37 protein-coding genes are annotated in these 26,255 nt (G+C 59.9%); 33 read left to right on the plus strand and 4 right to left on the minus strand.

Annotation, left to right across the window (positions count from 1 at the left end; genetic code table 11):
- From G533_RS0119415 to G533_RS0119425, 4 genes are all read left to right on the plus strand, one after another.
- Positions 1-346, plus strand: a 346-nt coding sequence (locus tag G533_RS0119415; RefSeq protein ID WP_205622674.1) for a transposase, incomplete at its 5' end; no start/stop codon positions are given.
- Positions 347-625: 279 nt separating this feature from the next.
- Positions 626-1,027: a GFA family protein gene (locus G533_RS24365; protein ID WP_084639192.1), complete on the plus strand. Its 402-nt coding sequence runs from the start codon at positions 626-628 to the stop codon at positions 1,025-1,027.
- A gap of 365 nt (positions 1,028-1,392) precedes the next feature.
- Positions 1,393-1,848: a protein tyrosine phosphatase family protein gene (locus G533_RS0119420; RefSeq protein ID WP_035529401.1), complete on the plus strand. Its 456-nt coding sequence runs from the start codon at positions 1,393-1,395 to the stop codon at positions 1,846-1,848.
- Positions 1,849-2,026: 178 nt separating this feature from the next.
- On the plus strand, positions 2,027-2,344 hold the full coding sequence (locus G533_RS0119425) for an antibiotic biosynthesis monooxygenase family protein (RefSeq protein ID WP_027951313.1): 318 nt from the start codon (positions 2,027-2,029) through the stop codon (positions 2,342-2,344).
- Positions 2,345-2,416: 72 nt separating this feature from the next.
- Here the strand turns inward: G533_RS0119425 and G533_RS0119430 are convergent, their stop codons facing one another.
- Positions 2,417-2,686 (minus strand): hypothetical protein, encoded by a 270-nt coding sequence (locus tag G533_RS0119430; protein WP_027951314.1) that lies wholly within the window; start codon positions 2,684-2,686, stop codon positions 2,417-2,419.
- 202 nt (positions 2,687-2,888) lie between these two features.
- Between G533_RS0119430 and G533_RS0119435 the strand changes: the two genes are divergently transcribed.
- From G533_RS0119435 to nrtS, 16 genes are all read left to right on the plus strand, one after another.
- Positions 2,889-3,779: an alpha/beta fold hydrolase gene (locus G533_RS0119435; protein WP_027951315.1), complete on the plus strand. Its 891-nt coding sequence runs from the start codon at positions 2,889-2,891 to the stop codon at positions 3,777-3,779.
- Positions 3,780-3,784: 5 nt separating this feature from the next.
- The gene (locus G533_RS0119440) at positions 3,785-4,150 is read left to right on the plus strand and encodes a hypothetical protein (RefSeq protein WP_027951316.1); all 366 of its coding nucleotides are present in this window, start codon (positions 3,785-3,787) and stop codon (positions 4,148-4,150) included.
- 111 nt (positions 4,151-4,261) lie between these two features.
- Positions 4,262-4,618: a VOC family protein gene (locus G533_RS0119445; protein ID WP_027951317.1), complete on the plus strand. Its 357-nt coding sequence runs from the start codon at positions 4,262-4,264 to the stop codon at positions 4,616-4,618.
- 31 nt (positions 4,619-4,649) lie between these two features.
- Positions 4,650-5,435 carry an N-acyl homoserine lactonase family protein gene (locus tag G533_RS0119450; protein WP_027951318.1) on the plus strand — a complete coding sequence of 262 codons (786 nt, stop codon included), beginning with the start codon at positions 4,650-4,652 and terminating at the stop codon, positions 5,433-5,435.
- Between the two features lie 64 nt (positions 5,436-5,499).
- Positions 5,500-5,772 carry a TMEM165/GDT1 family protein gene (locus G533_RS0119455; protein WP_027951319.1) on the plus strand — a complete coding sequence of 91 codons (273 nt, stop codon included), beginning with the start codon at positions 5,500-5,502 and terminating at the stop codon, positions 5,770-5,772.
- A 252-nt stretch (positions 5,773-6,024) separates the two neighbouring features.
- Complete coding sequence (locus G533_RS0119460; protein ID WP_158413450.1) at positions 6,025-6,912, plus strand: OmpA family protein; 888 nt, start codon at positions 6,025-6,027, stop codon at positions 6,910-6,912.
- A 56-nt stretch (positions 6,913-6,968) separates the two neighbouring features.
- Positions 6,969-7,361 carry a VOC family protein gene (locus G533_RS0119465; protein WP_027951321.1) on the plus strand — a complete coding sequence of 131 codons (393 nt, stop codon included), beginning with the start codon at positions 6,969-6,971 and terminating at the stop codon, positions 7,359-7,361.
- A 12-nt stretch (positions 7,362-7,373) separates the two neighbouring features.
- Complete coding sequence (locus tag G533_RS0119470; RefSeq protein ID WP_027951322.1) at positions 7,374-7,664, plus strand: 4a-hydroxytetrahydrobiopterin dehydratase; 291 nt, start codon at positions 7,374-7,376, stop codon at positions 7,662-7,664.
- Between the two features lie 4 nt (positions 7,665-7,668).
- The gene (locus G533_RS23135; RefSeq protein ID WP_084639194.1) at positions 7,669-7,791 is read left to right on the plus strand and encodes a DUF2805 domain-containing protein; all 123 of its coding nucleotides are present in this window, start codon (positions 7,669-7,671) and stop codon (positions 7,789-7,791) included.
- Between the two features lie 6 nt (positions 7,792-7,797).
- Entirely contained in the window at positions 7,798-8,046 is a 249-nt protein-coding gene (locus tag G533_RS0119480; RefSeq protein WP_027951323.1) for a VF530 family protein, read from the plus strand.
- Between the two features lie 102 nt (positions 8,047-8,148).
- A complete protein-coding gene (locus G533_RS0119485) occupies positions 8,149-8,373 on the plus strand; it encodes a hypothetical protein (protein WP_051230723.1) in 225 nt (74 codons plus the stop codon).
- A 22-nt stretch (positions 8,374-8,395) separates the two neighbouring features.
- Entirely contained in the window at positions 8,396-8,773 is a 378-nt protein-coding gene (locus tag G533_RS23140) for a DUF6122 family protein (RefSeq protein WP_240472473.1), read from the plus strand.
- Positions 8,774-8,803: 30 nt separating this feature from the next.
- Positions 8,804-9,697: a KPN_02809 family neutral zinc metallopeptidase gene (ypfJ, locus tag G533_RS0119495; RefSeq protein ID WP_027951325.1), complete on the plus strand. Its 894-nt coding sequence runs from the start codon at positions 8,804-8,806 to the stop codon at positions 9,695-9,697.
- 65 nt (positions 9,698-9,762) lie between these two features.
- Positions 9,763-9,960, plus strand: coding sequence for a CPXCG motif-containing cysteine-rich protein (locus G533_RS0119500; RefSeq protein WP_027951326.1), 198 nt, complete (start codon positions 9,763-9,765; stop codon positions 9,958-9,960).
- Positions 9,961-9,976: 16 nt separating this feature from the next.
- Positions 9,977-10,432 carry an SRPBCC domain-containing protein gene (locus G533_RS23145; protein WP_051230725.1) on the plus strand — a complete coding sequence of 152 codons (456 nt, stop codon included), beginning with the start codon at positions 9,977-9,979 and terminating at the stop codon, positions 10,430-10,432.
- The gene (gene nrtS, locus G533_RS0119510; RefSeq protein WP_144079979.1) at positions 10,407-10,676 is read left to right on the plus strand and encodes a nitrate/nitrite transporter NrtS; all 270 of its coding nucleotides are present in this window, start codon (positions 10,407-10,409) and stop codon (positions 10,674-10,676) included. Before G533_RS23145 ends, nrtS begins: the two co-directional genes overlap by 26 nt.
- 13 nt (positions 10,677-10,689) lie before the next feature.
- Here the strand turns inward: nrtS and G533_RS0119515 are convergent, their stop codons facing one another.
- Positions 10,690-11,055, minus strand: coding sequence for a DUF2306 domain-containing protein (locus tag G533_RS0119515; RefSeq protein ID WP_027951328.1), 366 nt, complete (start codon positions 11,053-11,055; stop codon positions 10,690-10,692).
- A gap of 88 nt (positions 11,056-11,143) precedes the next feature.
- On the opposite strand from G533_RS0119515, the gene G533_RS0119520 reads away from it, so the two are divergent.
- The 12 genes from G533_RS0119520 (at position 11,144) to G533_RS0119580 (ending at position 22,194) form a co-directional block, all read left to right on the plus strand.
- The gene (locus G533_RS0119520) at positions 11,144-12,181 is read left to right on the plus strand and encodes an IS110 family RNA-guided transposase (protein ID WP_027951329.1); all 1,038 of its coding nucleotides are present in this window, start codon (positions 11,144-11,146) and stop codon (positions 12,179-12,181) included.
- Between the two features lie 499 nt (positions 12,182-12,680).
- The gene (locus tag G533_RS0119525; protein ID WP_027951330.1) at positions 12,681-13,409 is read left to right on the plus strand and encodes a ZIP family metal transporter; all 729 of its coding nucleotides are present in this window, start codon (positions 12,681-12,683) and stop codon (positions 13,407-13,409) included.
- A gap of 12 nt (positions 13,410-13,421) precedes the next feature.
- Positions 13,422-13,946 (plus strand): MliC family protein, encoded by a 525-nt coding sequence (locus tag G533_RS23745; RefSeq protein ID WP_051230729.1) that lies wholly within the window; start codon positions 13,422-13,424, stop codon positions 13,944-13,946.
- Positions 13,943-16,576, plus strand: a complete 2,634-nt coding sequence (locus G533_RS0119540) for an amidohydrolase family protein (protein WP_027951331.1) — start codon at positions 13,943-13,945, stop codon at positions 16,574-16,576. The genes G533_RS23745 and G533_RS0119540 overlap by 4 nt, the downstream gene beginning before the upstream one ends.
- Complete coding sequence (locus G533_RS0119545) at positions 16,569-16,910, plus strand: zinc ribbon domain-containing protein YjdM (protein ID WP_027951332.1); 342 nt, start codon at positions 16,569-16,571, stop codon at positions 16,908-16,910. Before G533_RS0119540 ends, G533_RS0119545 begins: the two co-directional genes overlap by 8 nt.
- A complete protein-coding gene (locus tag G533_RS0119550; protein ID WP_035529406.1) occupies positions 16,907-17,389 on the plus strand; it encodes a nucleoside deaminase in 483 nt (160 codons plus the stop codon). The genes G533_RS0119545 and G533_RS0119550 overlap by 4 nt, the downstream gene beginning before the upstream one ends.
- An 11-nt stretch (positions 17,390-17,400) precedes the next feature.
- The gene (locus G533_RS0119555; RefSeq protein ID WP_027951334.1) at positions 17,401-18,318 is read left to right on the plus strand and encodes a glutathione S-transferase family protein; all 918 of its coding nucleotides are present in this window, start codon (positions 17,401-17,403) and stop codon (positions 18,316-18,318) included.
- 21 nt (positions 18,319-18,339) lie between these two features.
- Complete coding sequence (locus G533_RS0119560) at positions 18,340-18,804, plus strand: YkvA family protein (RefSeq protein WP_027951335.1); 465 nt, start codon at positions 18,340-18,342, stop codon at positions 18,802-18,804.
- 115 nt (positions 18,805-18,919) lie between these two features.
- Positions 18,920-20,017: an alkene reductase gene (locus G533_RS0119565; RefSeq protein WP_027951336.1), complete on the plus strand. Its 1,098-nt coding sequence runs from the start codon at positions 18,920-18,922 to the stop codon at positions 20,015-20,017.
- A gap of 84 nt (positions 20,018-20,101) precedes the next feature.
- On the plus strand, positions 20,102-21,265 hold the full coding sequence (gene chrA / locus G533_RS0119570; protein ID WP_035529410.1) for a chromate efflux transporter: 1,164 nt from the start codon (positions 20,102-20,104) through the stop codon (positions 21,263-21,265).
- Positions 21,266-21,376: 111 nt separating this feature from the next.
- Positions 21,377-21,664, plus strand: a complete 288-nt coding sequence (locus tag G533_RS0119575; protein ID WP_027951338.1) for an encapsulin-associated ferritin-like protein — start codon at positions 21,377-21,379, stop codon at positions 21,662-21,664.
- Positions 21,661-22,194 (plus strand): lipocalin family protein, encoded by a 534-nt coding sequence (locus tag G533_RS0119580; protein ID WP_027951339.1) that lies wholly within the window; start codon positions 21,661-21,663, stop codon positions 22,192-22,194. The genes G533_RS0119575 and G533_RS0119580 overlap by 4 nt, the downstream gene beginning before the upstream one ends.
- 20 nt (positions 22,195-22,214) lie before the next feature.
- Here G533_RS0119580 and G533_RS0119585 read toward each other — a convergent pair whose 3' ends face one another.
- Both G533_RS0119585 and G533_RS0119590 read right to left on the minus strand, forming a co-directional pair.
- The gene (locus tag G533_RS0119585) at positions 22,215-22,550 is read right to left on the minus strand and encodes a hypothetical protein (RefSeq protein WP_051230731.1); all 336 of its coding nucleotides are present in this window, start codon (positions 22,548-22,550) and stop codon (positions 22,215-22,217) included.
- A 182-nt stretch (positions 22,551-22,732) separates the two neighbouring features.
- Positions 22,733-24,160 carry a Y-family DNA polymerase gene (locus G533_RS0119590; RefSeq protein WP_051230733.1) on the minus strand — a complete coding sequence of 476 codons (1,428 nt, stop codon included), beginning with the start codon at positions 24,158-24,160 and terminating at the stop codon, positions 22,733-22,735.
- Positions 24,161-24,361: 201 nt separating this feature from the next.
- Between G533_RS0119590 and G533_RS0119595 the strand changes: the two genes are divergently transcribed.
- Positions 24,362-26,242, plus strand: a complete 1,881-nt coding sequence (locus tag G533_RS0119595; RefSeq protein ID WP_027951342.1) for a DUF885 domain-containing protein — start codon at positions 24,362-24,364, stop codon at positions 26,240-26,242.
- Positions 26,243-26,255: the final 13 nt, after the last annotated feature.

The following is a 26,255-nucleotide window of genomic DNA, read 5'->3' on the forward strand; positions in this document are numbered from 1 at the left end:
CGATAGGCGCCATCCGAAAGGCAAGGACCTGCACATCATTCTCGATAATCACAGCGCCCACAAAACGAAAGAGATCAGAGATTGGCTGGAGGCCAGGCCTTACATTCACTTCCATTTCACGCCGACCAGTGCCTCCTGGCTGAATGCAGTAGAGGGTTGGTTTGCCCAGCTTGAACGGCGCGCCCTCTACCGCGGAGTTTTCACCAGCGTCCCAGAGCTCAAAGCAGCATTACTCGACTTTATTAAAGTCCACAATCGCACGTTGGCCAAACCGTTCAAATGGACCAAGGATGCGAAGGGTATCCTCGCAGCCGTTGATAGAGCAAAGAATGCGCTACCTAATTAATCAAGCGTCCCACTAGACGGGGCGCTTCGCTTCCCGCCGCTGTTGCAGGTGTCATGTGCCTGTGAGAGTTATCGCGCAGGCTTGGAGGTTTTCAGTGCGCGTATACTGACCTTTAAGGTGCACTTGCCGTATGAAACGAAAACTCGCCATGGCGATCTGCGTTATCCTTCTCTCTTTGGGCATAGTCCGCATTGCACCGGGCGGCCTACACTACGTGTGCGCCGCCTGTATTGGCAGTGTTATGTGAATTCCCCCCAACAGACCGTGGAAGGTAGTCTGATGACTGATTATTTCGGTTCGTGTCTTTGCGGCACCGTGCGTTTTGAGGTAAACGGTGACTTCGACAGCTTTTACCTGTGTCATTGCCAGCACTGCCAAAAAGATACAGGTTCAGCGCATGCAGCAAATCTATTCTCAAGTTCAGCTAAATTAGTCTGGCGGTCCGGTGAGGATGCTGTGAGTTCGTTCACGCTTCCAGGCACTCGTCATCACAAGAGCTTTTGTAAGCTATGCGGTTCAGGCTTACCCAGCACTCAGATCGCTGGCTTGCTCGTCGTTCCTGCAGGGTGTTTGGACACTGAAATCAACATGTTGCCAACTGCGCACATCTTCGCATCCAGCAAGGCTGCTTGGGATGAGGAGTTAGGGGCGGTGCCAAAGTTCGAGGGGCTGCCGGCTTGAGCTACAATCACATAATGATTGACTGTTGGCGGACGTACCTACGCCGCCTGGACGGGACAAGTCGCTTCTCATGGCAATCGCGACGCCATTTGGACTCATCTGGTCCGGGCTGGTTATCGCCAGTGGAATGGTTGCTAACGTGGGTTTGTCGGCAGTCTCTGCAATCTATGCCAGAAGCGCAGAAGAGGCGGCGAACGCCTGGGCGATAGTCGGTACGATTCAAGACCGCATTGGAGGCGGAGTCGAACTCGTTGGGGGACCTGGGTGCTGCTTCGAGTGGATGACGCGCATATGCGCATTGAGGGCTCTGCTACCCGGTAAACAGCTTTGTGAACAGTCTTGCGGTAGCTATCTGGAAAAGCATCATGAGCGTTGATCAAGCATACAATTTCAAGGTTATCGACGAAGCGGTTTCTACATCCGGACTTTTGAGCGAGGAACAGCTCTCGCAATTACGTACGAGCGGCTATGAAGCCGTCATCAACCTGCTTCCAGAACACAATCAATATGCCTTGAAGAACGAGGAAGATATCGTCACCGGACAAGGCGTTCGTTATCTCTACATTCCCGTCGATTTTGCGGCTCCATCAGAGCGGGATTACGCAGAATTTGTTAAGGCTATGACGTCCTGCCAAGGACAGAAGGTGTTGATCCATTGCGCAGCAAACTACCGGGTATCAGCATTCTACGCCATGTACGCATACGAATATCTTGGATGGTCCGCATCCAGTGCCAGGGAACATATTGAGTCTATCTGGTGCCCGCAAGAGAACCCTCCATGGCATCAGTTCATCTCAACGGTTTTACCGAGCAATGGTTGATGAGAGCGTGGAGTCTCAGAGCAAGAGGCGTGCTGCCTGGTCGCCGTTGCTCCCGCGGCCCAAACCGCGGCGTAATGTAGATGTAGACGCATAGGATTGCACACACAACCAAGCCTGGCAGGCAGTGAAAAGCTGATGCTTTGCCTGTGCGGTCGGCATAAACCACCTGGAGAGATCAGTGTCAGAGATAGCCAAAACCCCCGAGCCACCCTACTACGCCGTTATTTTCACCAGTCATCGCACAGAAGGAGACGATGGATACAGTGAAATGGCGGCCGTGATGCTGGCGTTGGCTGAAACCCAGCCTGGTTTCCTGGGTGTGGAGTCCGTGCGGGAAGATTTGGGTATCACGGTGTCTTACTGGGAAAGTCTGGAATCCATCAGTCACTGGAAAAGAAACGCGGAACACCGGGAAGCGCAGCGACTCGGCCACAAAAAATGGTACTCCGGTTTTCGGGTTCGTGTTGCGAAGGTGGAGCGAGAGTACGGTATTTAACGCGTCAAACGCGCTTGCCCCCGGTGCGACGTGCGTCCAGCGGCCGCACCCATCGGGTGCTGATCATCTTGTTCAGATCACCGCCCAGCCCATGGCTGCAAGGCCGATGAAGCCACTCAGGGCTGGCCCGACAATGCGCCCCTGCCAGAATCCGCGGGCCGCGGAAATCAGCAGGGCTATGCCGACAATAAAGGCGGTCCAGCCCAGGAAGCCCTGAACCCCGGCACCCTCGCCAATGCCGCTGAAAAACTCGCCTATGACCGCTGGCACTTCCGCGAGGAAGCCGCCGATGCTTTCACCCACGGCGCCCAGAAAGCCGCCGGAGTCTGCTGAATCGCTCATTGAGAACCTCGCGAAATTCTGCTGACAGTGTGTTTGTCGCGCTACCCAGGCTCCGCGGGCGCCAGCCGGGAGTTACGCGAGCGGTTACGGTAACTGGTCCCAACTTACAGCGCCGACGGGTGTTATTGCTGCGCGCGGCTGTTGGCCAGCCAAGTCGACTGGTTTAAGCTCTGTGGCTATCTTAACCCGAAAGAGCGCTCCCATGAGCATCGATTATCAAACCACCCGGCGCAGTGTTGAGTTGTCCCACGGCACACTCAACTACCATGAGGCGGGTAGCGGCCCCCACTTGTTGATGATCCACGGCTCAGGCCCCGGCGTCAGTGGGTGGGCGAATTTCTCCGGGAACCTGGCGTGGTTCTCCCGGCGATTCCGCTGCCTCGTGGTGGACCTCCCTGGCTATGGTGGCAGCCAGCCATTGGCGGGTGACCCAATCGCCGGGGCAGTGAAGGCCTGCCTGGAGTTCCTTGATGCCGTGGGTGCACCCAGTGCCCACGTGCTGGGCAATTCACTGGGTGGCATGGTGGGTTCGCATATTGCGGCCGCCCATCCCGAGCGCGTCAGGAGCCTGACCTGTATCGGCGGTATCGGTCTCAACCTGTTTGCGCCGTTCCCCGCCGAGGGCGTCAACCTCCTGACGGCCTTCGCTGAAGCGCCCAGCCGGGAGCGGCTGGAAGCCTGGCTGCGCTCGATGGTTTACGACCAGGCGCTGATCACGCCCGAATTGATCGACACGCGTTGGGAGCAGGCCATGGAGCCCAACACCCTGGCCGCCACCCGGCAGATCTACTCGCGCCAGGGCATCGGCCAGATCGCCGCGATGCGCGAACAGCATCCTACTCGTGCCATCGAGCACCTGGCCACAATTCAGGCGCCTACGTTACTCACCTGGGGCCGCGACGACCGGGTGACACCGCTGGACGCCGCACTCCTGCCGATGCGCCTTATCCCCCTCTGTGAACTGCATACCTTCCCCCGCTGTGGCCACTGGGCGATGATTGAGTGCAAGCAGGCTTTCGAAACGCTGGTCATGAGCTTCCTCTGTCGCGATGAACCGGGTGGCCCGGACGTCACGTTTCCTGAGCGCCGTTAGCTGCCATGGTATCGAAGTCAAAACTCTACGCTCAGTTGGATCTGCTGGAGCGCGATCTGCGAGAACGTATCGTTCCGCATCTGGAGTTGGCCGCAGCGGGTGAGAACGAATTCGTCTTCTGCGTACCCGACTTCAATCCCTATCCGGAGCGGCGTTCGAAGACCGACCCTGAAACAGAGGCATTGGTTTTGTCAGGCAGGCAAATACTGGCCTTGAGGGAGAAGCTGAACGAGCCGTCAGATGGCACCATCGCTGAGCGCATTTGCTGGTATTGCCGCAAGTGGAGTGATGGGAAAGACAATCGGCACGTCAACGTTCAGGCGTTGGCGAATGCGTTTCTGGACGAGATTGCTTGTGCAAAAGCAAGATAGGTCAAGGCACCGGGGCCTTGTTTGGCCAGGTGACGGCAGCGATCGACTCGGTGTTTGGCAAAGCGTAATCCGCCTCCGACTGCGGGGAGCGAGAAACCTTGGGGGCGTCTTATGAAAATGAATTATTTTGTCTTCGGTACACGGTCATTGGCCGACGCGGTGGGCTTCTATGATGCTTTGTTTGCAGGCACGGACATAAACCAGATCCATGTGGACGAACGGATGACTGTTTGGGCAAATGGCGATTTCATGTTTGCTGTGGCTGAGCCCTTCGACGGAGGGCGAGCCACCCACGGCAATGGCACAATGGTCGGCTTGAATCTTGCTTCGGATACCGAGGTCACGCGCCTATACAACAAGGCGCTTGAAATTGGTGGCACGAGTGAGGGGGAACCCGGTATTCGGTCTGGCAGGTTTGCCGCGTATGTGAGAGACCTGGATCACAACAAGATCTGTCTGTTTGTCTGAAGGTGTCCGGTGGCGACATCTGGAGAAAACTATGTCTCAGCGCGCATTACGAATATGGCCCCTGCTCACTGGCACGCATCGCTATGAAAAGGTCGTTTCGACGAGAAACAGAGGGCACGGGCAATACATCACCGCGCCGATTCTTGCCTATCTGATCGAAACACCGAATGGTCGTATTCTGTATGACGTGGGGTGCGACTACCAGAAGATCGCCAACCCCGCGCTGCGGACCAAGTACTACGGCCCTATGCAGGAGCTGTTTGACCCGCCTGAAATGGACGAGAGCCAGCGTATTCCCAGTTACCTGAACAAGCTGGGGCTGTCCGCCAGGGATGTAGACCTAGTTTTTCTCGGCCATTTGCACTTCGACCACGCGGGAGGGCTGTGTGACCTTCCGGGCTGCGAAGTTCATGTGCATGCGGAGGAGGTCAGTGCCGCCGCAACCCGGCTGGATGGGGGTATATTTGAAGATGAGGTTGCGGGCGCAAATGCATGGCGTTTGCAGAGTTCAGAATACGAAGTGGCAACCGGAGTCAGCGCGCTGTTCACGCCCGGGCATACGGCGGGGCATATGTCCCTGTTTGTCGAATTGCCCAAGGGGCGCCCGGTGATTCTCTGCGGGGATGCCGCGGATCTGACGGAAAATCTGACCGACGAGGTTGCTCCCGGGTATTGCTGGCAGGATAATGAAGCACTGGCCATCGATAGCATTCGCCGGCTGAAGGCGATCGCTGCGACGGAGAATGCCGAGTTGTGGCCAAACCACGATTTCAACTTCTTTAATTCGCTGCCGGCGTTTCCGGCTTGGCGAGATTAATCAAGGACATCACTCACCCGACCTTCGCTCCCGTTGATGGCGGGCCGCCTGGAAGCTTGACGCTATGGATTGGAAAATATTTTTCACAATTTTCGCATCGGTTTTTGTTGCCGAACTCGGCGATAAAACGCAATTGGCGACGATGCTCTTCTCCGCCGACAAGGCAGTGAGCAAATATACGGTATTCCTTGCGGCGTCGGCCGCGCTTGTGGTTGCTTCGGGATTGGGTGTTTTGGCTGGTAGCGCGATCTCGGGATATATCGACGAGAAAATCCTGCACTACGTTGCGGGCACCGGCTTTATCCTGATTGGCATGATGACCCTGTATAACGCCTGAGGCGATACCCGGGAGTACCGGCTCGACTCTTCCCGCTCTGGTAAACACTGCTACACTGTTTGCTGGAGGCAGCGGTCGCACTGTCGCTGTCAAGATTGACCGAATCCGGCAGGCGCGTGCTTTTTCCGCTGCTGGCCTTGGGGAGGGGGTGACATGGTGGGGCATCTCGGCAGAATTTTGATGGTAGCGTGTTTGTGCACGGTTGCCAGCGTGGTTAGGGCGCAGGATGTTGAGGGTGTTATCGAGCACCCGATGATCGAGCGCTATCCCGGTCAGGTCATCGCCTGGCAGCATATTGAAAACTACCAGCCCTACAAGGTGGCCACGGGCCCGGTCACCGGCTATCGGGCCATTGCGGACTGGATAGAAACCGAAGGCAGGGTTACGCGAACGTTTTACGAGTACGAAGGTGAAGATCGCACGTTCTCCGAAATCTACAAGAATTATCTGGATGCGCTCAGGCAGGAAGGCTTCGATATTATCGGAGAAGGCATGTCTTTGGATCGCAAGGGCGTTGCAATTGGCTCCGGGCAGTGGATGGAGGTGACGTTTCGTGCCAATCCTGTCGCCAAGCCAGGGGCGGTGAACACGCTGTTTGCAGGGACATCCTCTTCCGGCGGTGCGGGGGCAATTGTGGCCAGTAAGGAGCGCGCTGCCGGGTTGGTGTATGTTGTTGCGTATGTAGAGCAACACGCGAAAAACTACGTCGGCACGTTGATCGACATTGTCGAGGTCGAGGCTGCCGAAACCGGCCTGGTGGTGGTAGACGCCGAGGCCATCGGCTCCGATATTGCGGAGTACGGGCGTGTGGTTCTGGATGGCATCGTGTTTGATTTTGACAAGGCGACGCTCAGAGCCGAGTCGAGCGTGGCGCTTGAGGCGATAGTGAGCTATTTGCGGGCCAATCCGGAGAAGCAGTTTTATGTGGTTGGTCACACCGATTCAAAGGGTACGTTCGACTACAATCGAACGCTGTCTGCAGACCGCGCTCGCGCCGTGGTGGAGGCGTTAAAAAACGACTACGATATCGCTTCAGGTCGTTTGCAACCGCATGGTGTGGGGCCACTGGTTCCGGTTTTCTCTAACGGCAGTGATGCTGGGCGGGAGAAAAACCGCCGGGTCGAGCTGGTCGAGAGATAAGCCACGATTCGCCGGAACATAACGTTTACTTTGCATAACTTAGAGGGAACACCGCAATGCTTAGCCATGTCATGATCGGCTCCAACAACATCGAGCAATCGAAACGCTTCTATAACGCTGTTCTCGGCGTGCTCGGGGCTGGAGCGCCCATGGAGCACAAGAACGATACCGGGCAAACGCGCTTGTTTTACATCCACGGTGGTTCCAACTTCAGTGTGAGTGAACCCATCAATGGCAAACCGGTAACCACCGCCAATGGCTCCACCATCGGCTTCGCCTGCAATTCACCTGAGCAGGTCAAGCAGCTGCACGATGTTGCCGTAGCCAATGGCGGCACCAGTGTTGAGGATCCACCAGGCCCCCGGGAAAGCACCATGGGCGTAATGCACCTGTGCTATTTTCTCGACCCCGATGGCCACAAGATCTGTGGCATTCACCGCGAGAGCTGAAAAGGAGGAAAAATGACAGAAGCCTGTAGCCCAAGCGAGTTGGACTCTTCCCTGGCTGAGCTGAACAAGCTCTCAAACGGCGCATGGTGCATCAAAGATGGCAAGTTGCACCGGGAATTCAGTTTCCCGGACTTTGTTGCGGCTTTTACTTTTATGGCAAAAGTGGCTTTGCTCGCCGAACGGGCCAATCACCACCCTGAATGGTTCAACGTCTACAACAAGGTGGTTGTTGATCTGACAACACACGATGCAGACGGTATATCCTGCAAGGATTTCGACCTGGCGCGTGAGATGTCAGAGTAAGGCAATGCTGCGCGAAGGCGAGGAATCACGAATTATCGAGATGGCCTGGGAGGGGCGCACGCCCTTTGAAACCATTGAGTTACAATTCGGCTTGAAAGAGCCTGATCATCAAACTCATGCGCCGTAGCCTAATATGAGCCAGGAGCAACCCAACAACCCGCTGCACGGCGTTACCATCGAGATGGCGTTAACCCGGTTGGTTGATCGTTATGGCTGGGATGGGCTGGCGCAGAGAATTGATGTCAATTGCTTCAAGAACGACCCGTCAATCAAGTCATCGCTGAAGTTTCTGCGCAAAACCCAGTGGGCCAGGGACAAAGTGGAGCATCTGTACCTTGCCACATTTGACCGACCGTCACCTTGGGGGCGCTCTCAGGTTTGACGGGCTCCTTTCGTTTACCGGTCTCGCTCAGGATGGCCGCTGCGTGAGCGATCTGTGGTGCTGCAAACACTCAGGCATACATGAGGCTGAAGAGGCGCCCCTATGAAATACATCTTTGTCGCCGCGTTGCTGGCGTCAGTTGCTGCCTGCAGCAACGAGCAGGTTTATTCGGCGGTGCAGCAAAACCGCCAACTCGAGTGCAGTAAACTACCGCAGCCCGAATATGAGGAGTGCATGCGGGAAACCGGCATGTCGTACGACGAGTATGAGCGCAAGCGTCAGGAGCTGCTCAAGGACGATCAGCCGGCGACGCGTGTGACGCGTTAAGCCAGCGTATATAGCGCCGGCCATGTTGCACATCGCGCTGCACTTTCTCGTGCCACTGGTTGTGGCGGCCGTGTTTTTTCGCCGTCGTTGGCAGTACGCATCGGTGGTGATGATTGTCACCATGCTGGTAGATATCGATCACGTTCTGGCAAGCCCGATGTATGATCCCGGTCGGTGCAGTATCGGTTTTCACCCATTGCACCAGCCCTGGTGGGTGGGTGTGTATGTGCTGCTTTGTGTTTTCCCGGCAAGCCGGCTGGTGGGGCTGGGTCTGTGCATACACATGCTTCTGGATGCATTTGACTGCCAGCTCACCAGCGGGGTCTGGGTCAACCCGGTGTCAAACACCCTCGCAGGCTTCGTTGTTCAGGGCGGGCTCTCTAGTCTATCCTCCGTGTAAAATTTGATTGTGGTCGCTTGAGGGCAGGGTATGGATTGGCGGGGCAGGCGACGGAGCAGTAATGTCGAAGATCGGCGGGGTCAGCCCGTCCGTGCTGGCGGTGTGCCCGGCCTCATGCTGGTTGTGCGTTTATTGCCCTGGTTGTTGCGCAGTCGGGCGGGCCGTGTGCTGCTGGGGCTGGGTGTGGCCGCGTTTGTCGGTGCACGCATGTTGGGCATCGATATATTGCAGGTGTCGCCGGGCACCGGCAATGCGTCGGCAACGGCTCCTCTCGCACCGCAAGAGCAGGAGCTCGCGGAGTTTGTCGCCGTGGTATTGGCGGACACAGAGGCCACCTGGCAGCGTATTTTTGCCGCCATGGGGGGTGTTTATGAGGAACCGGTGCTCGTACTGTTCAGCCAGCGCGTAGCCTCTGCGTGCGGTTCTGCCAGCTCCGCCATGGGTCCGTTTTATTGCCCGGCTGATCGCAAGGTGTATCTGGACCTCGGTTTCTTTCGTGACCTTGATCGTCAGCTGGGTGCGCCGGGTGATTTTGCACAGGCCTACGTCATTGCGCACGAGGTTGGGCATCACGTGCAAACCTTACTGGGGGTCAGCCAGCAGGTCCGTGCCAGTGGCCAGGGCAAGTCGCGCGCGGCAGTCAACGCCTTGTCTGTTCGCCAGGAACTGCAGGCCGACTGCTTTGCGGGTGTTTGGGGTTACGCTGCACAGCAGTTTCGCCAGATGCTCGAGCCGGGAGATCTGGAGGAGGCCCTGCAGGCCGCTTCCGCCATTGGCGATGATCGCTTGCAGCGCCGCGGCGGTGGCGACATAGTGCCCGACAGCTTCACTCACGGCACCTCGGCGCAGCGGGTGGAATGGTTCCGTCGCGGTTTCGCTAGCGGCGACATCAACGAATGCGATACTTTCGCGACCGACGTGTGAACGTTCGCGGCGCCAGAACCCATAGGTGACGAGCGCGCCTTGCCTGCAGCCGTTGAGGAGGAAAAATGTCGGCCCTACACCAGCAGCATCTGGACTGCCCCTACTGCGGCGAGTCCATTGAAGTATTGATCGATGAAAGTGAAGCCGGGCAGCAGTACATCGAGGACTGCCAGGTCTGCTGTCGTCCCATTCTGTTTCATGTGGCCATGAGTATGGATGGTGAGCTGTCGGTTTCCGTGCACGATGAAAATGAAACGTTCTGATTGTTAAGGGTTGGCGATGTTTGAAATACTGTTATCTGAAGATATAGCGGCTCCACCGGAAGTGGTCTGGGGGGTGATTACCAACACCGAGGACTATCCGCTGTGGAATACCTTCGTTGTATCCTGCGATTCCACCTTTCGCGTGGGAGACCCCATCCACATGAAGGTGAGGGTGTTGCCGTTCATGACGCAACCGCAGACGGAAACGATCTGGCGCAATGAGGAAGGCAAGTTGCTGGATTACGGCATCAAGGCCCCGCTCGGTGCTCTGACCAGCACGCGGCAGCACCGTCTGAGTGCAACAGCGTCGGGTGGTACCCACTATGAATCCGTGTTTCGGCTGGAGGGGTGGTTCGCTCCGGTGGTCGGCTTGCTCTTTGGTGCTCAGTTGCGCAGGGGCTTTGGTGAAATGACGGGGGGAATCGCGCGCCGGTCGGTGCATGTCCATGAAGCTTCGAACGCCGCATCCTAGCCCACCGGGCGGCCCGGACGGTCGCCTGCAACTCGCGTTTTCGCGCCCGGTGGTGGTGCGGGCGCTCAAAGTGGCGGCGCTGGTGGGCACACTGCTGGCATTGATCAATCACGGTGACAGCCTGCTGGCTGGGTCGCTCAGCGGCGAGGCGCTGGCCAAGGTGCTGCTGACGTATCTTGTGCCCTACGGAGTGTCGGTGTGGTCAGCGGTCAGCGCGCTGCAGGCAAGCAGGGACTCCCACTAAACCCGCGGATTACTCAGGTGAAGAAGTAGGTGTACAGCAATCGTCCCGGCATGGCGAGCGCGCCCACTGCGGCGCCCAGCGTGCCCAGGTAGGCTCCGACAGCGAACCCCCTGTGGCGCCGGATATTGCCGCACCGTATGGCACTGACAGAAATCACCACGCAGATGATGACCCAGATCGACAGCAGATGAATGGGCCCATAGCCCATGAACCAATCGAGATGACTGGTCAACCAGAACGATGAGAGAGCTGCCACCATCATTGCCACCATCCACGACCAGCCTAGCACTCGATGCCGCGGTGTGCCTTTGGTGGAGGCGAGCTGGAACGCGCCGATCGCCAACACCCATAGCGCCGCTGCGAGATGAATGTAAACAATGGGATGGACTCCTCCTCACCTAACCGGCATCTACGTGCCAAAATGGTGAGTGATAAGCCAACCATCATGAAGATGAGGAGAAGCCCAGATGAATATTATCCGCGTCGGTGTTGATATTGCCAAGTCAGTCTTCCACGTGCACGGCGTAGACCGTCACGATCAAACTCAATGGCAAGGCAAATACTCCCGCCACAAGTGGCTTGATGCGATCAGCCGGAAAGTACCGGCCGGTGCCGAGATTGGCATGGAAGCCTGTGCCTCATCTCACTACTGGGCCCGGGAACTGCAGAAGCGGGGTTATCACGTCAGGTTGATTGCCGCACAGTTTGTGAAGCCCTATGTCAAAAGTAACAAAAATGACCGGGTGGACGCGGAGGCGATCTGCGAAGCCATGAGCCGGCCGAACATGCGTTATGTCGCGCCCAAGACGGTTGCCCAGCAGGACATTCAGGCAGCGCACCGTATCCGGGAAGAGCTTGTGGGACAGCGTACCGCCAAAGCCAACCAGATCCGGGGACTGGTGGGAGAGTACGGCATTGTCGCGCCGGTGGGCATCCAGCAGCTCCGCCGGGCCTTACCAACATGGCTGGAAGACGCCGAGAACGGACTTAGCGATAGTTTCCGCATTCTGCTGAATGGGCTGGCTGAGGATCTCCAGCACCTGGATGATCGCGTCGCAAAGCTTGACGAGCGGATCGCTGACAGTGTCAAGCAAGATCCTGTGGCGCAACGTTTGATGACCTTGCGTGGCGTGGGGCCGCTCACAGCAAGTGCCTTGTCGGGCGCCTTGGGCGACGCGAAGGCTTTCCGCAGAGGACGGGACTTCGCCGCCTCTCTTGGGTTGACGCCCAGACAGCACAGCACCGGGGGTCGGGATCGTCTGCTGGGGATCAGCAAGCGCGGCGACAGTTACCTGCGCAAGCTGCTCGTTCATGGAGCACGAGCCGTGTTGCGTCATGTTGATGGCAAAGACGACGGACTGAGTCATTGGCTTAAAGGCCTTGCCTCCCGAAAGCATGTCAATGTGGCAACGGTAGCACTGGCCAACAAAACAGCCCGAATTGCCTGGGCGCTGGTGCACAACGACACGGACTATGACAACAACCTGGCTGCAGCCAGCATGTGAGGTGCCGTCTGAACGTGGCACACAAAGTGAGTCAAACAGAGTTTCCAAGGGAGACATCCAACACCGCGATTGCATGGCATTTTGATTGATGGCGAACAGGTCGAACCGACGCCGGGAAAACCCTTTATGAGCGTGGAGCCACGAGCTCGTGTAAGCGATTGGGAACCGGCGTGCGAATAGCCCTTCAGGGTCCGATGCCTATAAAACGGCATCATTGGAGAGACCGGATACACGTAGGCAGTCGTACCTTCTCGTGATCAAAAAAGTGCTTGCAATAGAGGAGGAGTCCATACACGCTCATCGTGTTGCGCGGCGGAGTGCGACTGATGAAGTGTGTTTTTGCATGAGCTGGTGCGTCCTGTGTGCCATCGACATCGAGGTACCTGCATAGTAAGAGGCGTGAGCGCCAGCGGCAACAACGCCGCTTGCGGCCATTCCTTTGTTTCCCGCACAATGTGAGCATGATCCTCTTTCTGCTCCATCCTCGTGGCGCGTAACCGTGGCGGTTGACGGCGTTGCCTACATTGTTGTGCTGACCTTTGCGGCCGGTGTGTGCATACCGCTGGGCGGCTGGATTGCCAGCTTCGAGCGTATTCAGCGGCAGTGGCTGGAAAAAGAGGTGCGGCACTTCCTGATCGCGCTCGGCGGCGGCCTACTCCTGGGCGCTGTGTTCCAGGTGCTGTTGCCCGAAGGGCTGGCGCGTTTCGGCAACACCATTCCAGCAGTATTGCTGTTCGTTGGCGGCGGTCTGGCGGTTTTCCTGCTGGAGCGGCTGTTGGCGGCGCGGCGGCGCGAGTCACCGCAATTATTGGGGCTGCTGTTGGATTACGTGCCCGAGTCCATTGCATTGGGCGGCTTGATTGCCACCGATCCATCCCTGGCGCTGGTGCTGGCCATTGTCATCGGCTTGCAGAATTTGCCTGAGGGCTTCAATGCTTACCGTGAACTGGCGGCAGCGGGGCGCGATTCGTCTGTAAAGATCCTGGGTGTGATGTCTGCGTTGACTTTGCTCGGGCCGCTGGCCGGATTGTCCGCATACTTCTTCCTCGGCGAGCGGCCTGCGGTGCTTGGCGCCATCATGCTGGCCTCTGCCGGTGGCATTGTGTACCTGATGTTCCAGGATATCGCTCCCCAGGCACGTTTGAATAAGCACTGGGCACCGCCGCTGGGCGCGGTGCTGGGTTTCGCTTTCACGATGGTCACGTCCATCTGGCTGGGGCACGGCTAACAGGAGAGTTCCATGTATCGATCCGCTGTTGTTTCGGGCCTGCTCGTGAGCGTGACAGCCTGTGCCGCTGTTGAGGCGCCATCTGTGGGGCCGCCCTTGTGTGCTGCGGGGTGGGCGCAGGCCGTGGAAACCAACCTGGGCACCGGAGATGGCAGTGGTCATGGGCCGGATGTAGGTTCGGATGAATGGCAGTCCGTGGTCGAGTTCCGGTTGGGTGTTCGGGGGCTGAGGGGGTTGCCCGTGCGCGGTTCGGCGCCCTGGTGCGCATACATTCAGGCTCTGGCAGCCGATACGGACCCTGTACAGTATGTGTGCGATGGCGCCGAGGCTGCGACCCTGAATGTACATTTTCTGACAACTGAACCGCCGACCATGATTGTCCGGCGCGGTGATGTGCTCTCCTTGTTGACGTTGCAACGCAGTGCCAGCGGTGCGCGCTATCAGGGGGATGACCTGAGTTTTTGGGAACATCACGGAGAAGCACGGGTGACACGGGGGGCTGACGCGGCGAACGTACGCTGTCAGGCACTGCCATGAAGCGCGTCTCCATGGCGGGCTGGTGCACACGAATTCGCGACCTTCTGTATAAAGGGACTGGCGTTGCACTGCTCGCCCTGCTGGGAGCCTGCAGCAATTATCCTGTGGGTAACCCGCAGGCCGAGGTGTCCTTTGATGGCAGCGGAAGCGCGCTGAGCCTGTTACCCGTGCCGTTGTTTCCGGTGGTGGAAGCCAGCGTCAATGGTGTGCCCGGTTTCCGCTTCATCGTCGACACCGGCGCCACCCCTACCGCCATCTTTCTACATGAGAAAACCCGGAAACTGGCCCTCAAGGGCTCAGAAACCATCAGTGTGGGCGGCGCGGGCGATGATGAAGCGAGGCCCGAGGCGTTTCTCGCCACCGATGTCGATCTCGACTTCGGCCCTGTCGCCCTGCAGGGCATGACCGTGGCGGTACTGCCTGCCGCGACCCTGCCGCCGCTGGGAACCGATGCCGACTTCGCGGTAGATGGCGTGATTGGTTACGACCTGTTCTCACGCTTTGCCATTGAGGTGGATACGGCCTCTGGCAGCCTGCGTTTCCTGACTTCGGATGCGGTGACGGTGCCGGAGAATGCGTTTGTTCTGCCGCTCGAGGTGCGCGCCTACGATGCCTACGTACAGCTGCCCCTGCGGTTAGCGGGCCAGCAGCAGGAGGTGCTGGCCGATCTGCACGTGGACACCGGCATGACCAGGTGGTTGTCGCTGATACCCGGTAGTGCACCCGGGATCGAGCGCCCGGAATTTGGTTGGGTGAACACCGGTCGGGGGGTACAGGGCAACATCGAGAACCTGCAACAGTTTGGCAATGCGGTTCGTCTGGGCAACGAAGTGCTCGGTCCCTTCATGACCAATTATTCCGATGATGGTACCAGCATGGGGCGTCAGGGTCGGCTCGGTTCCCGCCTGTTGTCCCGTTTCACCTACACAGTGGACTATCCGGGCAAGCGGTTGATCGCCGTGCCCCGTGCCGACAGCTTTCGCGCGCCTGAACGCGGTTATCTCGGCCTTTGGGGCGTGCCCCATCAGGGCGGCATGCGGGTGTGGATGGTGCAGCCGGGCTCTCCGGCCGACCTTGCCGGTATGCAGCCGGGTCACTACCTCACGCTGGATGGCGAAGCCATTTCCACTATGAGTTGGCCCGCGCTGCACGACGCGCTGAATGGACCACCGAACAAGGCGGTAGAGCTCTGCCGCGCAACGGAGGTGGAACCGGACTGCCGGATAGCGGTGTTTGCCGATGCGGCGGCTCCTCCGTCACTGTTGCCTGCGCAGATTCCGGTGGTGGTGCGCAATGCGTCGGTGCTGAACTTTACCGGGGAGGGTGCCGTATTGCAGCCCGGGCAGGCGGTGCTGATTGCCGGTGGCAAGATCCAGCAGGTGGGGGCAACGGACAGTGTGGTCGCCCCTCGAGGTGCGCGTGAGGTTGACGCGAAGGGTCAGGTACTGATGCCCGGTCTGGTCGATATGCATGTGCATGTGTGGGATGAGGCAGAACTGCCAGCATACCTCGCCTACGGCGTAACCACTGTGCGGAATGCCTCTGGCATGCCCTTCTTGCTGGATCTTGCGGCGGCAGTGACGGCAGGCCGCCTGGCCGGGCCTGAGATCATCACCACTGGCCCGATTCTGAACGGCGCAGGCCCCAATGTGCAGCCCAATCATGTCATTGTGAACACCGCCGCCGAGGCCCGCGCTGCGGTGTCGCAGCAGCATGCGCAGGGCTACCGGCACGTGAAGGTCTACTCCAATCTGGGTCCCGAAGCTTACGAGGCCATACTTGCCGCCACGGCCGAGCTGGATATGACCGTGATGGGCCATACGCCGGAGGGGCCACGCCATGATGGCATACCATCAGAGCGGCCTTTCGTTATTCCATTCGATACCGTGCTTGATGATCGGCTTACCAGCATCGAGCATGTGGAAAGCATCGTCTGGCACGGGCTCGGTGAGCGCCTCGATGAAGCGGCGATGTGCCGGCTCGCGGCGGACATTGCCGCCGTCGATGTACCTGTGACCCCAACGCTGGTGGCGCACCACAACCTGCTGCGAGTGGCGCGCAGTGACGGTGCCTATCTACAGCGGCCGGGCGTCGATACCCTGAACCCGTTTATCGCCCAGATGGAGCAGCCGCTCTACAGTTTCTGGAGCAGCCAGCCTGCGACCTACCGCGCACAGCACGAGGCGTTCTACCTCAAGGCCACGAATTGCCTGTATCGGGCGGGTGTGACGCTACTGGCCGGCTCCGATGCGGGCATTTTCATCAATGTCCCGGGCGTGTCGCTGCTGGATGAACTGGAGTTGTTGCAGACAGCGGGGCTGCCCCCAGCTGCGGTGTTGCGTTCCGCCACGGTGAACGCGGCACAGGTACTCGGCCGCGCCGACCGCAGCGGGCGCGTAGTCGAGGGTTTTGAGGCCGATCTGTTGTTGTTGCCCGGTGATCCGCTGCAGGACCTGTCTGTTTTGCGAGAGCCCGTGGCCGTGGTCAGCGATGGTCGCTGGTTCGACCGCGATGCACGTGAACGCCTGCTGCAGCAGGCTACCGAGCGCTCGCTGCCACGCAGTGAGCAGCGCATACTCAGGGCTCTGGAAGTACAGGGCACCGATCTGGAGTTCTTGAATAATGAGTGATCTACCCGCGTGTCCCGAATGCCAGTCGCCCTACGCCTATGAGCAGGGCGCCTTTCTGGTGTGCCCTGAATGTGGCCATGAGTGGAGCCCCACGGAGGGCAACGAAGCCCCGGATGATACTCCGGTGATCAGTGACGCCAACGGCAATCCGCTGGTTGATGGTGATACCGTCACCGTGATAAAGGACCTCAAGGTCAAAGGGTCTTCGCTGGTGGTGAAGGTGGGCACACGGGTGAAGAACATCCGCCTGGTAGAAGGCGACCACGATATCGACTGCAAAATTGACGGTATTGGGGCCATGAAGCTGAAATCCGAATTTGTGAAGAAAGCATGAGCCTGTCTGCAGAGGCCGACGGTTTTATGCGCCGCGCCCTTGAATTGGGGCGCCACGCGGCGGATTCCGGAGAGGGCGGCCCATTTGGCGCGGTCATTGTGCGTGACGGCGCCATTGTTGGTGAAGGCTGGAACCGCGTTATTGCGTCGAGCGATCCCACCGCGCACGGTGAAGTCATGGCGATTCGCGATGCCTGTGCGCAGGCGGGCCTGTTCAGCTTGGAGGGTTGCGACATCTACACCAGTGGTGAACCCTGCCCCATGTGCCTGGGCGCGATTTACTGGGCCCGTTTACGTCATGTGTACTTCGGCTTTTCCATTGCTGATGCGGAGCGTGTGGGCTTTGATGATCGCCGCTTTTATACGGAGCTGGCCCTGCCGGCGGCGCAGCGAAAAATTGGCCAGACGCAGATCCTCGGCGAGGAGGCCTGCGATGTGTTGGACGCTTACCTGAACCAACCTGATCACCCGGCTTATTGAAAGGGAAGACCATGTCCGAACTCATCCTGCACCACTATGCGCTGTCACCTTTCAGCCAGAAAATTCGCAGTATGTTGGGTTACGCAGAGTTGACCTGGCAATCCGCCCTGACCCGCGAGATGCCGCCAAGGCCGCACCTTGCGCGATTGGTTGGCGGCTATCGCAGGATTCCGGTGGCGCAGCGGGGGGCAGATATTTTTTGCGACTCGCGCACGATAGCTGCCGAGATCGCTACGCTTGCCGGTAAACCTGCGCTGGCGCTGGAAAACCTTGATGACGAGGCCGCAGCCTGGGCCGCGCGGGCGGATGGCGAACTGTTTTTCCCCTGTGTGCTGACCGGGGGTACTCCGGCGTTGCGACGCAAGGTGCGCGCGCAGATGTCGTGGCTGGAGATCGGACGCTTCATGCTTGACCGACTGGCCATGGGGCGCAAGGCAGCGGTGAGTGTGCCCGGGCGTCGCGCGGCGAAAGCCCTTGTCACCGAGCATCTCGCTGCAGTGGAAAGGCAGCTGCACGCCGATTTCCTGTTCGGCGCGGCGCCAAACCACGCTGATTTTTCCACCTATCATGGCCTGTGGTTTCTGCACGATCTGGGAGAGTCGCCGCTGTTAAAAGAGTTTCCGCGGGTGCTCGAGTGGATGGCCCGCATGCGGGCCTTTGGCGATGGCGCCAGTACGGCAGTGTCTGTGCAGAACGCGCTGCAGCTGGCTGCAGATACGCAGCCGCGTGCGATTCCGGCGCCCCTGCAGCGGGATGCGAGGGTGGGTGCGCGGGTGAGTATCGCACCGCAGGATTACGCCCAGGTACCCACCGAGGGTGTGCTGGTGGGCGTCGCACCACAGTGCTGGATTGTGGCACGCGAGGAGCCTGGCCTGGGCAACCTGCACCTGCACTTTCCGCAGCAGGGGTACACCCTGACGCCGCTGTGACACGCGGCGGGAGCACAGAGTATGAGTGACGAGAGAGAAACGCCCCGCGCTAGCAATAGCCGGGCCTATGCCCGCGCCAGCCGTCGTGCGCGCGCGCTGATAGAACAGCCCGGTGGCTTGTCGGCACTGGCGGCGTCCGCCGGCGAAAAGGCGGCGGCCCGCAGCGGTGCGCTGGCGGGAATAGGGAAGTCGGTGCAGGATGCACTGCGCCTGGTGCGCGCCTATGCCAGTGGCGTCTACCGTGAAATCCCCTGGCAATCCCTGCTGATGCTGGTTGCGGCAGTGGTGTATTTCGTCATGCCGGTGGATGCTGTCCCGGATATTTTGCTCGGCTTTGGCCTGCTGGATGACGCTGCGATCCTGGGCTGGACGCTGCGCAGCCTGGACGGTGACCTCAAACGTTTTCGTGCCTGGGAGGCCACCCGCACGGCAGCTGATACACCCGCGGGTCTCGGTGCGGTTACGGATTTGTCGTCGGACTCATGAGGCACCCCCACTGCTGCCAATCTATTGAACCAGCGGCAGCTGATGCGCTGCCCTACGAGGTCATTGCCGGCATCGGCAGATACCATGACGGGCCACTATCTGACAGGAACCCACTATGACATTGGCCATGCTCCACCCTGTTCGCCTGGGGGCGATCGAACTGAAAAACCGCATCCTGATGGCGCCCATGACCCGCGCCCGCGCGCCCTCCCGTGTGCCTACTCCGTCCATGGCGGAGTACTACCGCCAGCGCGCGGGCGCTGGGTTGATCATCACCGAGGCCACGCAGATTTCGCAGCAGGGCACGGGCACCCTCGCCACGCCGGGCATTCATACCGCCGAGCAGATTGCCGGCTGGCGGGCCGTCACCGAGGCTGTGCACGGCGCCGGCGGGCGTATTATCTGCCAGATCTGGCACTGTGGGCGGGTGTCTCACACGGTGTTCCAGAAGGATGGTGAGGCACCTGTGGCGCCATCGGCCGTGCGCGGCAGCATTCGCACCTTCACGACAGAGGGGTTCGTGCCGACCTCACAGCCACGTGCGCTGGGGCTGGATGAGATTCCCGGGGTGGTGGATGATTTCCGGCAGGCGGCGCGCAATGCACTGGATGCCGGTTTTGATGGCGTGCAGATTCACGGTGCCAATGGCTACCTGATTGACCAGTTCCTGCGCGATGGTGTCAACCAGCGCAGCGATGCGTACGGCGGCAGCGTTGAAAATCGCTGTCGTTTCCTGCTGGAGGTCACGGACGCGGTGGTCGGCGAGGTGGGCGCCGAGCGCACCTCGGTGCGTCTGTCACCTTTTTCAACGACCTGGGACTGCCACGACAGCCAGCCAGCGCCGCTTTATCAGCATGCCATCGCACAGCTCGACCAGCGTGGCCTGGCGTTTCTGGAAATTGTTGAAAGCGTTTACGAGTCCTCGGTCAGCGGTAGTGCGCCGCAAAGGCAGGACGGTTTCGGTACCGATGACGTGCGGTCCGCATACCGTGGCCCACTGGTGCTGAACGGAGGCTATGATCGCGATCGCAGCGAGGCGGTGCTGGCGGCGGGTGGGGCGGCGGCCGTCTCCATCGCGCGGCCCTATATGTTCACGCCGGACCTGGTCGAGCGCTTCGCGGTGGGTGCTCCACTCAACCCGCCAGGAGAAGACGCGGCGGTCTACGGTGGCGGCGATGCGGGATATATCGACTTCCCCGCGATGCAAGGTTGATGCGCCGCGAGCACCGCGCCCGCTGATGGCGAGTAGCGCGCCTGCAGCGGCGGTGTTGTCGCGCGGTTAGCAGAGGAAAACTGCATGGCGGCCATGTTTGAAGTGTTCTGGCGTTTTCTGTTGCTGGGCTGTGTCAGCTTCGGGGGGCCGGCGGCCCATATTGGCTATTTTCAGCAGACCTTTGTGCAGCGCCTGCAATGGCTGACTGCTGCCGACTACGCCAGGCTGGTGGCGCTGAGCCAGTTTCTGCCCGGGCCGGGGTCGAGCCAGATCGGGTTCGCCCTCGGCTATCGGCGAGCGGGTTTACCCGGCGCGCTGGCGGCATTTGTCGGGTTCACATTGCCTTCCTTCCTGCTCATGTTGGGGCTGGCGCTGTTTGCGGCGCAGGCTGCCGATGCGGCCTGGCTAAACGGCCTGGTGCGGGGCCTGAAGCTGTTGGCGGCGGTGGTGGTGGCAGAGGCAGTACGCAGCATGGCGCAGACTTTTTGCCGGCACTGGTTTGCGGCGGTCCTCGCGCTGGTCACCTGCCTGTTGCTGGTGTGGAGTGCATCCGCCTGGATGCAGTACGGGGTGCTGGTGTGTGCGGCGTTGCTGGGAGCGGTGGTGCTGCCGGCGAAGGCAATTCAGCCCGCGCGGCCCACGGGCGTGACAAGCGCTTTGCGCTGGCGTCCTCTGGTGGTTTTCCTGCTGTTGTTTGCGCTGCTGCCCTGGCTCGGCGGGCTGGGCGCCGAGTGGCGGCTGGTCGGTCAGTTCTACAACAGCGGCAGCCTGGTGTTTGGTGGCGGCCACGTGGTTTTACCGTTGCTACAGCAACAACTTGGCGATGCGTTGAGTGAGGACCGGTTTCTGCTCGGCTATGCCGCTGCACAGGCGGTGCCGGGGCCGATGTTTTCACTGGGGGCGTTTCTGGGTGCCGAGCTGCTGCCTGTCAGGCCCGTGCTGGGCGCGCTGCTGGCAACGTTGGCGATTTTCCTGCCGGGATTCCTGCTGGTGCTGGGCATACAGGCGGCGTGGGATGCGCTGGCGACGCGCCCCCGCGTGCTGGGCGTGGTCGCCGGGGTCAATGCAGCGGTGGTGGGCCTGCTCGCGGCCGCCTGGGTAAACCCGATTGCCAGCAGTGCGTTCCACGGCTGGCTGGATGTGCTGCTGGTACTGCTGGGTTGGGCGTTGCTGGCACGCTGGCGACCGCCCATTCTGTTGCTGGTGGCGGGTTTTGCCGGCGCCGGCCTGGCTCTCGGTGGCACATGAGTGCGAGCTGCAGGCAATGCTTTGGCGCCGGCAGCATCACGCGCTACACTGATAACACGCGGTGGTTTGCCGTATTTCTGCTGTTTTCTGAAACTACACAGGAAGTTCGACATGTCCAATGAAGGTTATCACGAACCCATCAGTGAATTGAGCGACGAGACCCGCGACATGCATCGCGCCATCGTGTCGTTGATGGAAGAACTTGAAGCGGTGGACTGGTACAACCAGCGCATGGATGCCTGCAAGGACCCTGAGCTGAAGGCCATCCTGCGCCACAACCGCGACGAGGAAAAAGAGCACGCGGCCATGGTGCTGGAGTGGATTCGCCGCCGCGACACGGTCCTGAATGATGAGCTCAGGGATTACCTGTTCACAGACAAACCCATCGCCCACGAGTGAAATTACCGCGTGCCTCTCTGTTGGCCCTGCTGCTGATGCTGGGCGGTTGCACTGGCGCGCCGCCGGGAGTTGTGCCGGTGCAGGGTTTCGAGCTGCAACGCTACCTTGGCACCTGGTATGAAATTGCCCGTCTGGACCATTCCTTTGAGCGGGGGCTGGAAGCCGTCACGGCACGCTATGCCCGCAACGAGGACGGCAGTGTGGCGGTGGTGAACCGGGGCTATCGGGCTGAGGCATCCACCTGGGAGCAGGCCGAGGGCATTGCCCGCTTTGTGGGCGAAGAAACCACAGCACACCTGAAGGTCTCTTTTTTCGGCCCCTTCTACTCGTCCTATGTGGTATTTGAACTGGGCGAGGGGTACGAGTACGCCTTCGTCTCCGGCTATAACCGGGACTACCTCTGGTTGCTGTCGCGTACACCCGAGGTGGATGAAGCGGTGAAAGCGCGCTTTGTGGCGCGGGCGGCGGAGTTGGGCTTTGCGGTGGATGAGTTGTTGATGGTGGATCAATCCAGGCACACGTCGCCGTAGCGACGCGGCCTGCATTCTACTCAGGGCATTGAAATACCCATCAACTGCCATTCGCCTGCCTGGTCGTCGCGCTCAGTGTAGCGGTATTTGACCTTGGCGCCATCGGGGGCGTTTTCAATCATGGCGTTCTTGGGCTCCTTGAACTGGATGCGGCTGCGACGTTCCAGTTGGCATTTGCTGCCGGACTCTGCCCGCTCGGATGAGTGAAACGCCACGTAGACGTCGCGCCCCATCTGCTCGGCCTTTTTCTTGTCCACAGTGCCTTCGAGGATGCAATCCTGAGTGACTTCCGCAAAAGCGGTGGCGGAAAACAGCGGCAGACTGGCGATAATCAGTGCTTTGGTCATGCGTTTCATGGTGTACCTCCTTGTGGCGTTTCCCAACGCCCTTGTTATAGCGGCAGGGCATCCCGGGGCGCCCTGCCTGATGATGTGTCCAGCTTAGAGCGAATGTTGCCTCTTTCGCTATCGCTGTCACCTCAATGTCATAATAAATTCATATTGATAGTGTAGCGGGTTTTGCGGCGAGTGCTGCACGGTCAGGCAAACAGGCCGTGCAGGTACCAGCGGCGCTCGCGACGTTCGTGAAACAGCCAGTAATACTGGCCGCCGTGACCCCGGGCAATGAAGTAGTCACGGCTGACCGGTTGCTGCCACCAGCGGTCTTCAATGCGCTCGGGACCGCTTACCAGCTGCAAACGTCCGCCCCAGTACAGCTCGCCACCATGTCGGTGTGGCAGGGATAATGGCTCGGGTAGCAGCCAGAAGGGCCGGTGGGTACCGGTTGGTGCATGGGTGGGCGCTTCGCCGGGTTCTGTGCCTACGTGCAGGGCGAGCTCTGGCAGGTGTTCATCGCGACAGCCAATGGTGGCTATGGCCTGCAGCCCCAGCCGGCTGCGCAGCCGGTCCAGTAGTGCATGCAATGGTTCGCGCTGGTTACGCGGGCTGAACAGATCAATGCCTGCGCTGTGACCGGTGAGCAGTTCACGGCATTCAAGCACCAGTCCTTCTATACCGGTGTGCAGCTTGAGCTGGTCCAGTTGCAGGCGGGTGAGCTGATACCAGGTCGCCCAGTCACTGTGCCGGCTGCTGCTGCGCACCTGCAGATTCTGCGTTTGCCGATCCACGGCCAACAGCTGCCAGTCGATGCGGCTGCTTTGCAATTGTGTCTGGCGCAGAAAACCGCACAGCGATTGCAGCAACTGCTCAATGGCGGGCAGGAGTTCTGCCGTGGTTTTGACTTCATAACCAAACCAGTACTGGTCGCTGAACTGCTGTGGCGGTTGGTAGTCCGGCTCGAGGTCCGCTTCCCGGCCTGTCACCTGCCGCAGGTAATGTACAAAAGCCTGGCCACAGCGGCGAGTGAGTGCCGCTTCAGGCAAGGTGAATATGTCCGCAAAGCGCCGCAGCCCGGCCCGCTCCAGCGCCGCCACGGCTTTGGGGAAAGTGTGCAGCAGCGACAGAGGCAGGGCGCCAATGCGCTCCTGCCAGGCCTCCGGCTGCTGTGTGTCGCTGCCGTCGTCATGAAACGACAGCAGCCAGGCGGCTTTCGGCGTTGGGGCGAGGCCGGCTTCCACCCGGTAGCCGCGGGCCTGCAGGGCGCGCTGTATTCCGCTGAGCAAGGTATGCAGTCCGCGATGCAGGGTGAGGCAGCTGCCAATTTCCAGCTGCAGGCAGTCTTCCTGCCAGATATAGAGGCGCGGGGTGATGCCGTAGGCCCAGCAGCACAGCTGCTGCAGGCAGTGCTGTTCGCTGTTGCGGTTACGGGCCAGCAGTTGCAGCGGGAGGTCCTGCGCCAGCGCGCGTACGCTGGCAGTGGCCATTCTGGCGCGCACTCCCAGGCTGCTGGCGCAGTCGTTGGCGCACACGACCCGTTGCTGCTCCAGCACTGCGACGGGCTGTGTTTCATCGAGCGTCTGGCACTGCAGCGGCAGCAGGGGAAAACGCAGACACAGCCAGAGGCTCACGGGTCCCCCGGGTGTAAATGCGGAAACGGGAGGGGCAAATACCCCATCATAGTACTGTACATATATACAGCATCACGCAGGCTGTCGCCCTCTGTCCAGCCCGCGGCGCATTTGGCCTTTACCGCCAACTACGGCATCATTGCGCCATTTCCTGCGCCCGGTGGGCAGCGGGGACCCTTTTTTACTGCTATTGAGGTTGCAATGATTTTACCGAACTACAAACTCGCCGTGTTACCCATGGCGCTTACCACGTTGCTGGTGGCCTGCTCGCGTGATGAAACGCCTGCGCCCACGCCTGCACCGGAAGCTGCCGAGGTTGTCGGCGCTGTTCAGGATGCCGTGCCTGAAGCAGCGACAACCGCGGCGTTTCGCACCTACCTTGAGGAAAACTATGCGGTGGATATGGCACGCCTGCCCTATACCGCCAGCTATCGTGGCATCAAGACCAACCACGACCAATGGGATCCGGTAGCCGAAGCCTTCCTCGATGAAACCCTGGCCATCAACAAGGCCCGCTTGCAGCAGTTGGATGAGTTTGACCGCGCAGCGCTGGCGCCGGCGGAGCAACTCTCCTACGACCTCTACAAACTGGACCTGGAGCGGCGCATCGATGCAGACCGCTTCCGTCACCACCAGTTTGTGATTGACCAGTACCGAGGCCCCCACACCGAGGCGCCGAGCAGGCTGGTGAACATCCACCGTGTGACTGACCTCGCTGATGCCGAGGCCTATATCGGCCGCCTGAACAATATTACCGGCTGGTTCAATGAAGTGATCGCGCAGATGGCCATCCGTACCGAGAAGAATCTGCTGCTCGCTGACTGGCAGTATCCGCCCATTATTGAGGCGGCAGGCAACGTGATTCAGGGCGTGCCCTTCACGGAAGACGGGGGCGATTCCACGCTGTGGGCAGACTTCAACAGCAAAGTTGAGGCACTGGATATCACACCGGAAGAGCGCGCGCGTCTGCTGGCCGAAGCGCGCGAGGCCCTGCTGGAGTCTGTGCAGCCGGCTTACGAGCGCCTGATTGAGGCAGTTGAAACCCAGGCCGCGCTGGCCACCGGTGACGATGGCGTATGGAAGTTCGACAACGGCGAAGCCTTTTATGCCGAACGTTTGCGCTGGTTTACCACCACTGACCTGACTGCCGAGCAGGTACATGCCATTGGGTTGGAGGAAGTGGACCGCATCCACGACGCCATGCGCGAAGTGATGCAGGAGGTGGAGTTTGACGGTGACCTGCGCGAGTTCTTCGAGTTCATGCGCAATGATCCGCAATTCTACTACCCGAATACGGAGGCAGGCCGCGCACAGTATCTGGCCGAGGCTGAAGCGGCGATCAATGCCATGTCCAAGCGCCTGCCCGAGCAGTTCGGTTTGCTGCCGCAGGCTGAGCTGGTGGTAAAACGGGTGGAGGCGTTCCGCGAGCGTTCGGCGGGCAAGGCTTTTTATAACGGCCCGCCGGCTGATGGTTCGCGCCCCGGCATTTATTACGCCAACCTGTACGATATGAACAGTATGCCAACCTATCAGCTGGAGGCTCTGGCCTATCACGAGGGGGTGCCGGGTCACCACATGCAACGGGCTCTGTCAGTGGAGTTGGAAAGCCTGCCCGAATTCCAGCGCTATGCGAGCTTCACGGCCTTCACGGAAGGCTGGGCGCTGTACACGGAAGAGCTGGCCAGCGACATGGGTATGTACTCGGATGCCTATGCCGAGTTTGGCCGTTTGGCCATGGAGCTTTGGCGCGCCTGTCGCCTGGTGGTAGATACCGGTCTGCACAGCAAGGGCTGGACACGTGAAGAGGCGATTGAGTATCTCGTCGAGAACACGCCGAATTCACGTTACGACTCCACCAAGGCGATTGAACGCTACATTGCGATGCCGGGGCAGGCCACGGCCTACCTGATTGGCAAGCTGCGCATTATGGAACTGCGTGACGAGGCCCGTGCGGCACTGGGTGAGCAGTTTGATGTGCGTGCCTTTCACGACGAGGTGCTCAGGCATGGCCCGGTACCCCTGTCTATTCTGGAGCAGAATATAGACCGGCTGGTTGCCGATACCCTGGCGACCAACGGTTGATTCCAGGTCGATA

Origin of the sequence: Haliea salexigens DSM 19537 (assembly GCF_000423125.1) — a bacterium.
Classification (GTDB): domain Bacteria; phylum Pseudomonadota; class Gammaproteobacteria; order Pseudomonadales; family Halieaceae; genus Haliea; species Haliea salexigens.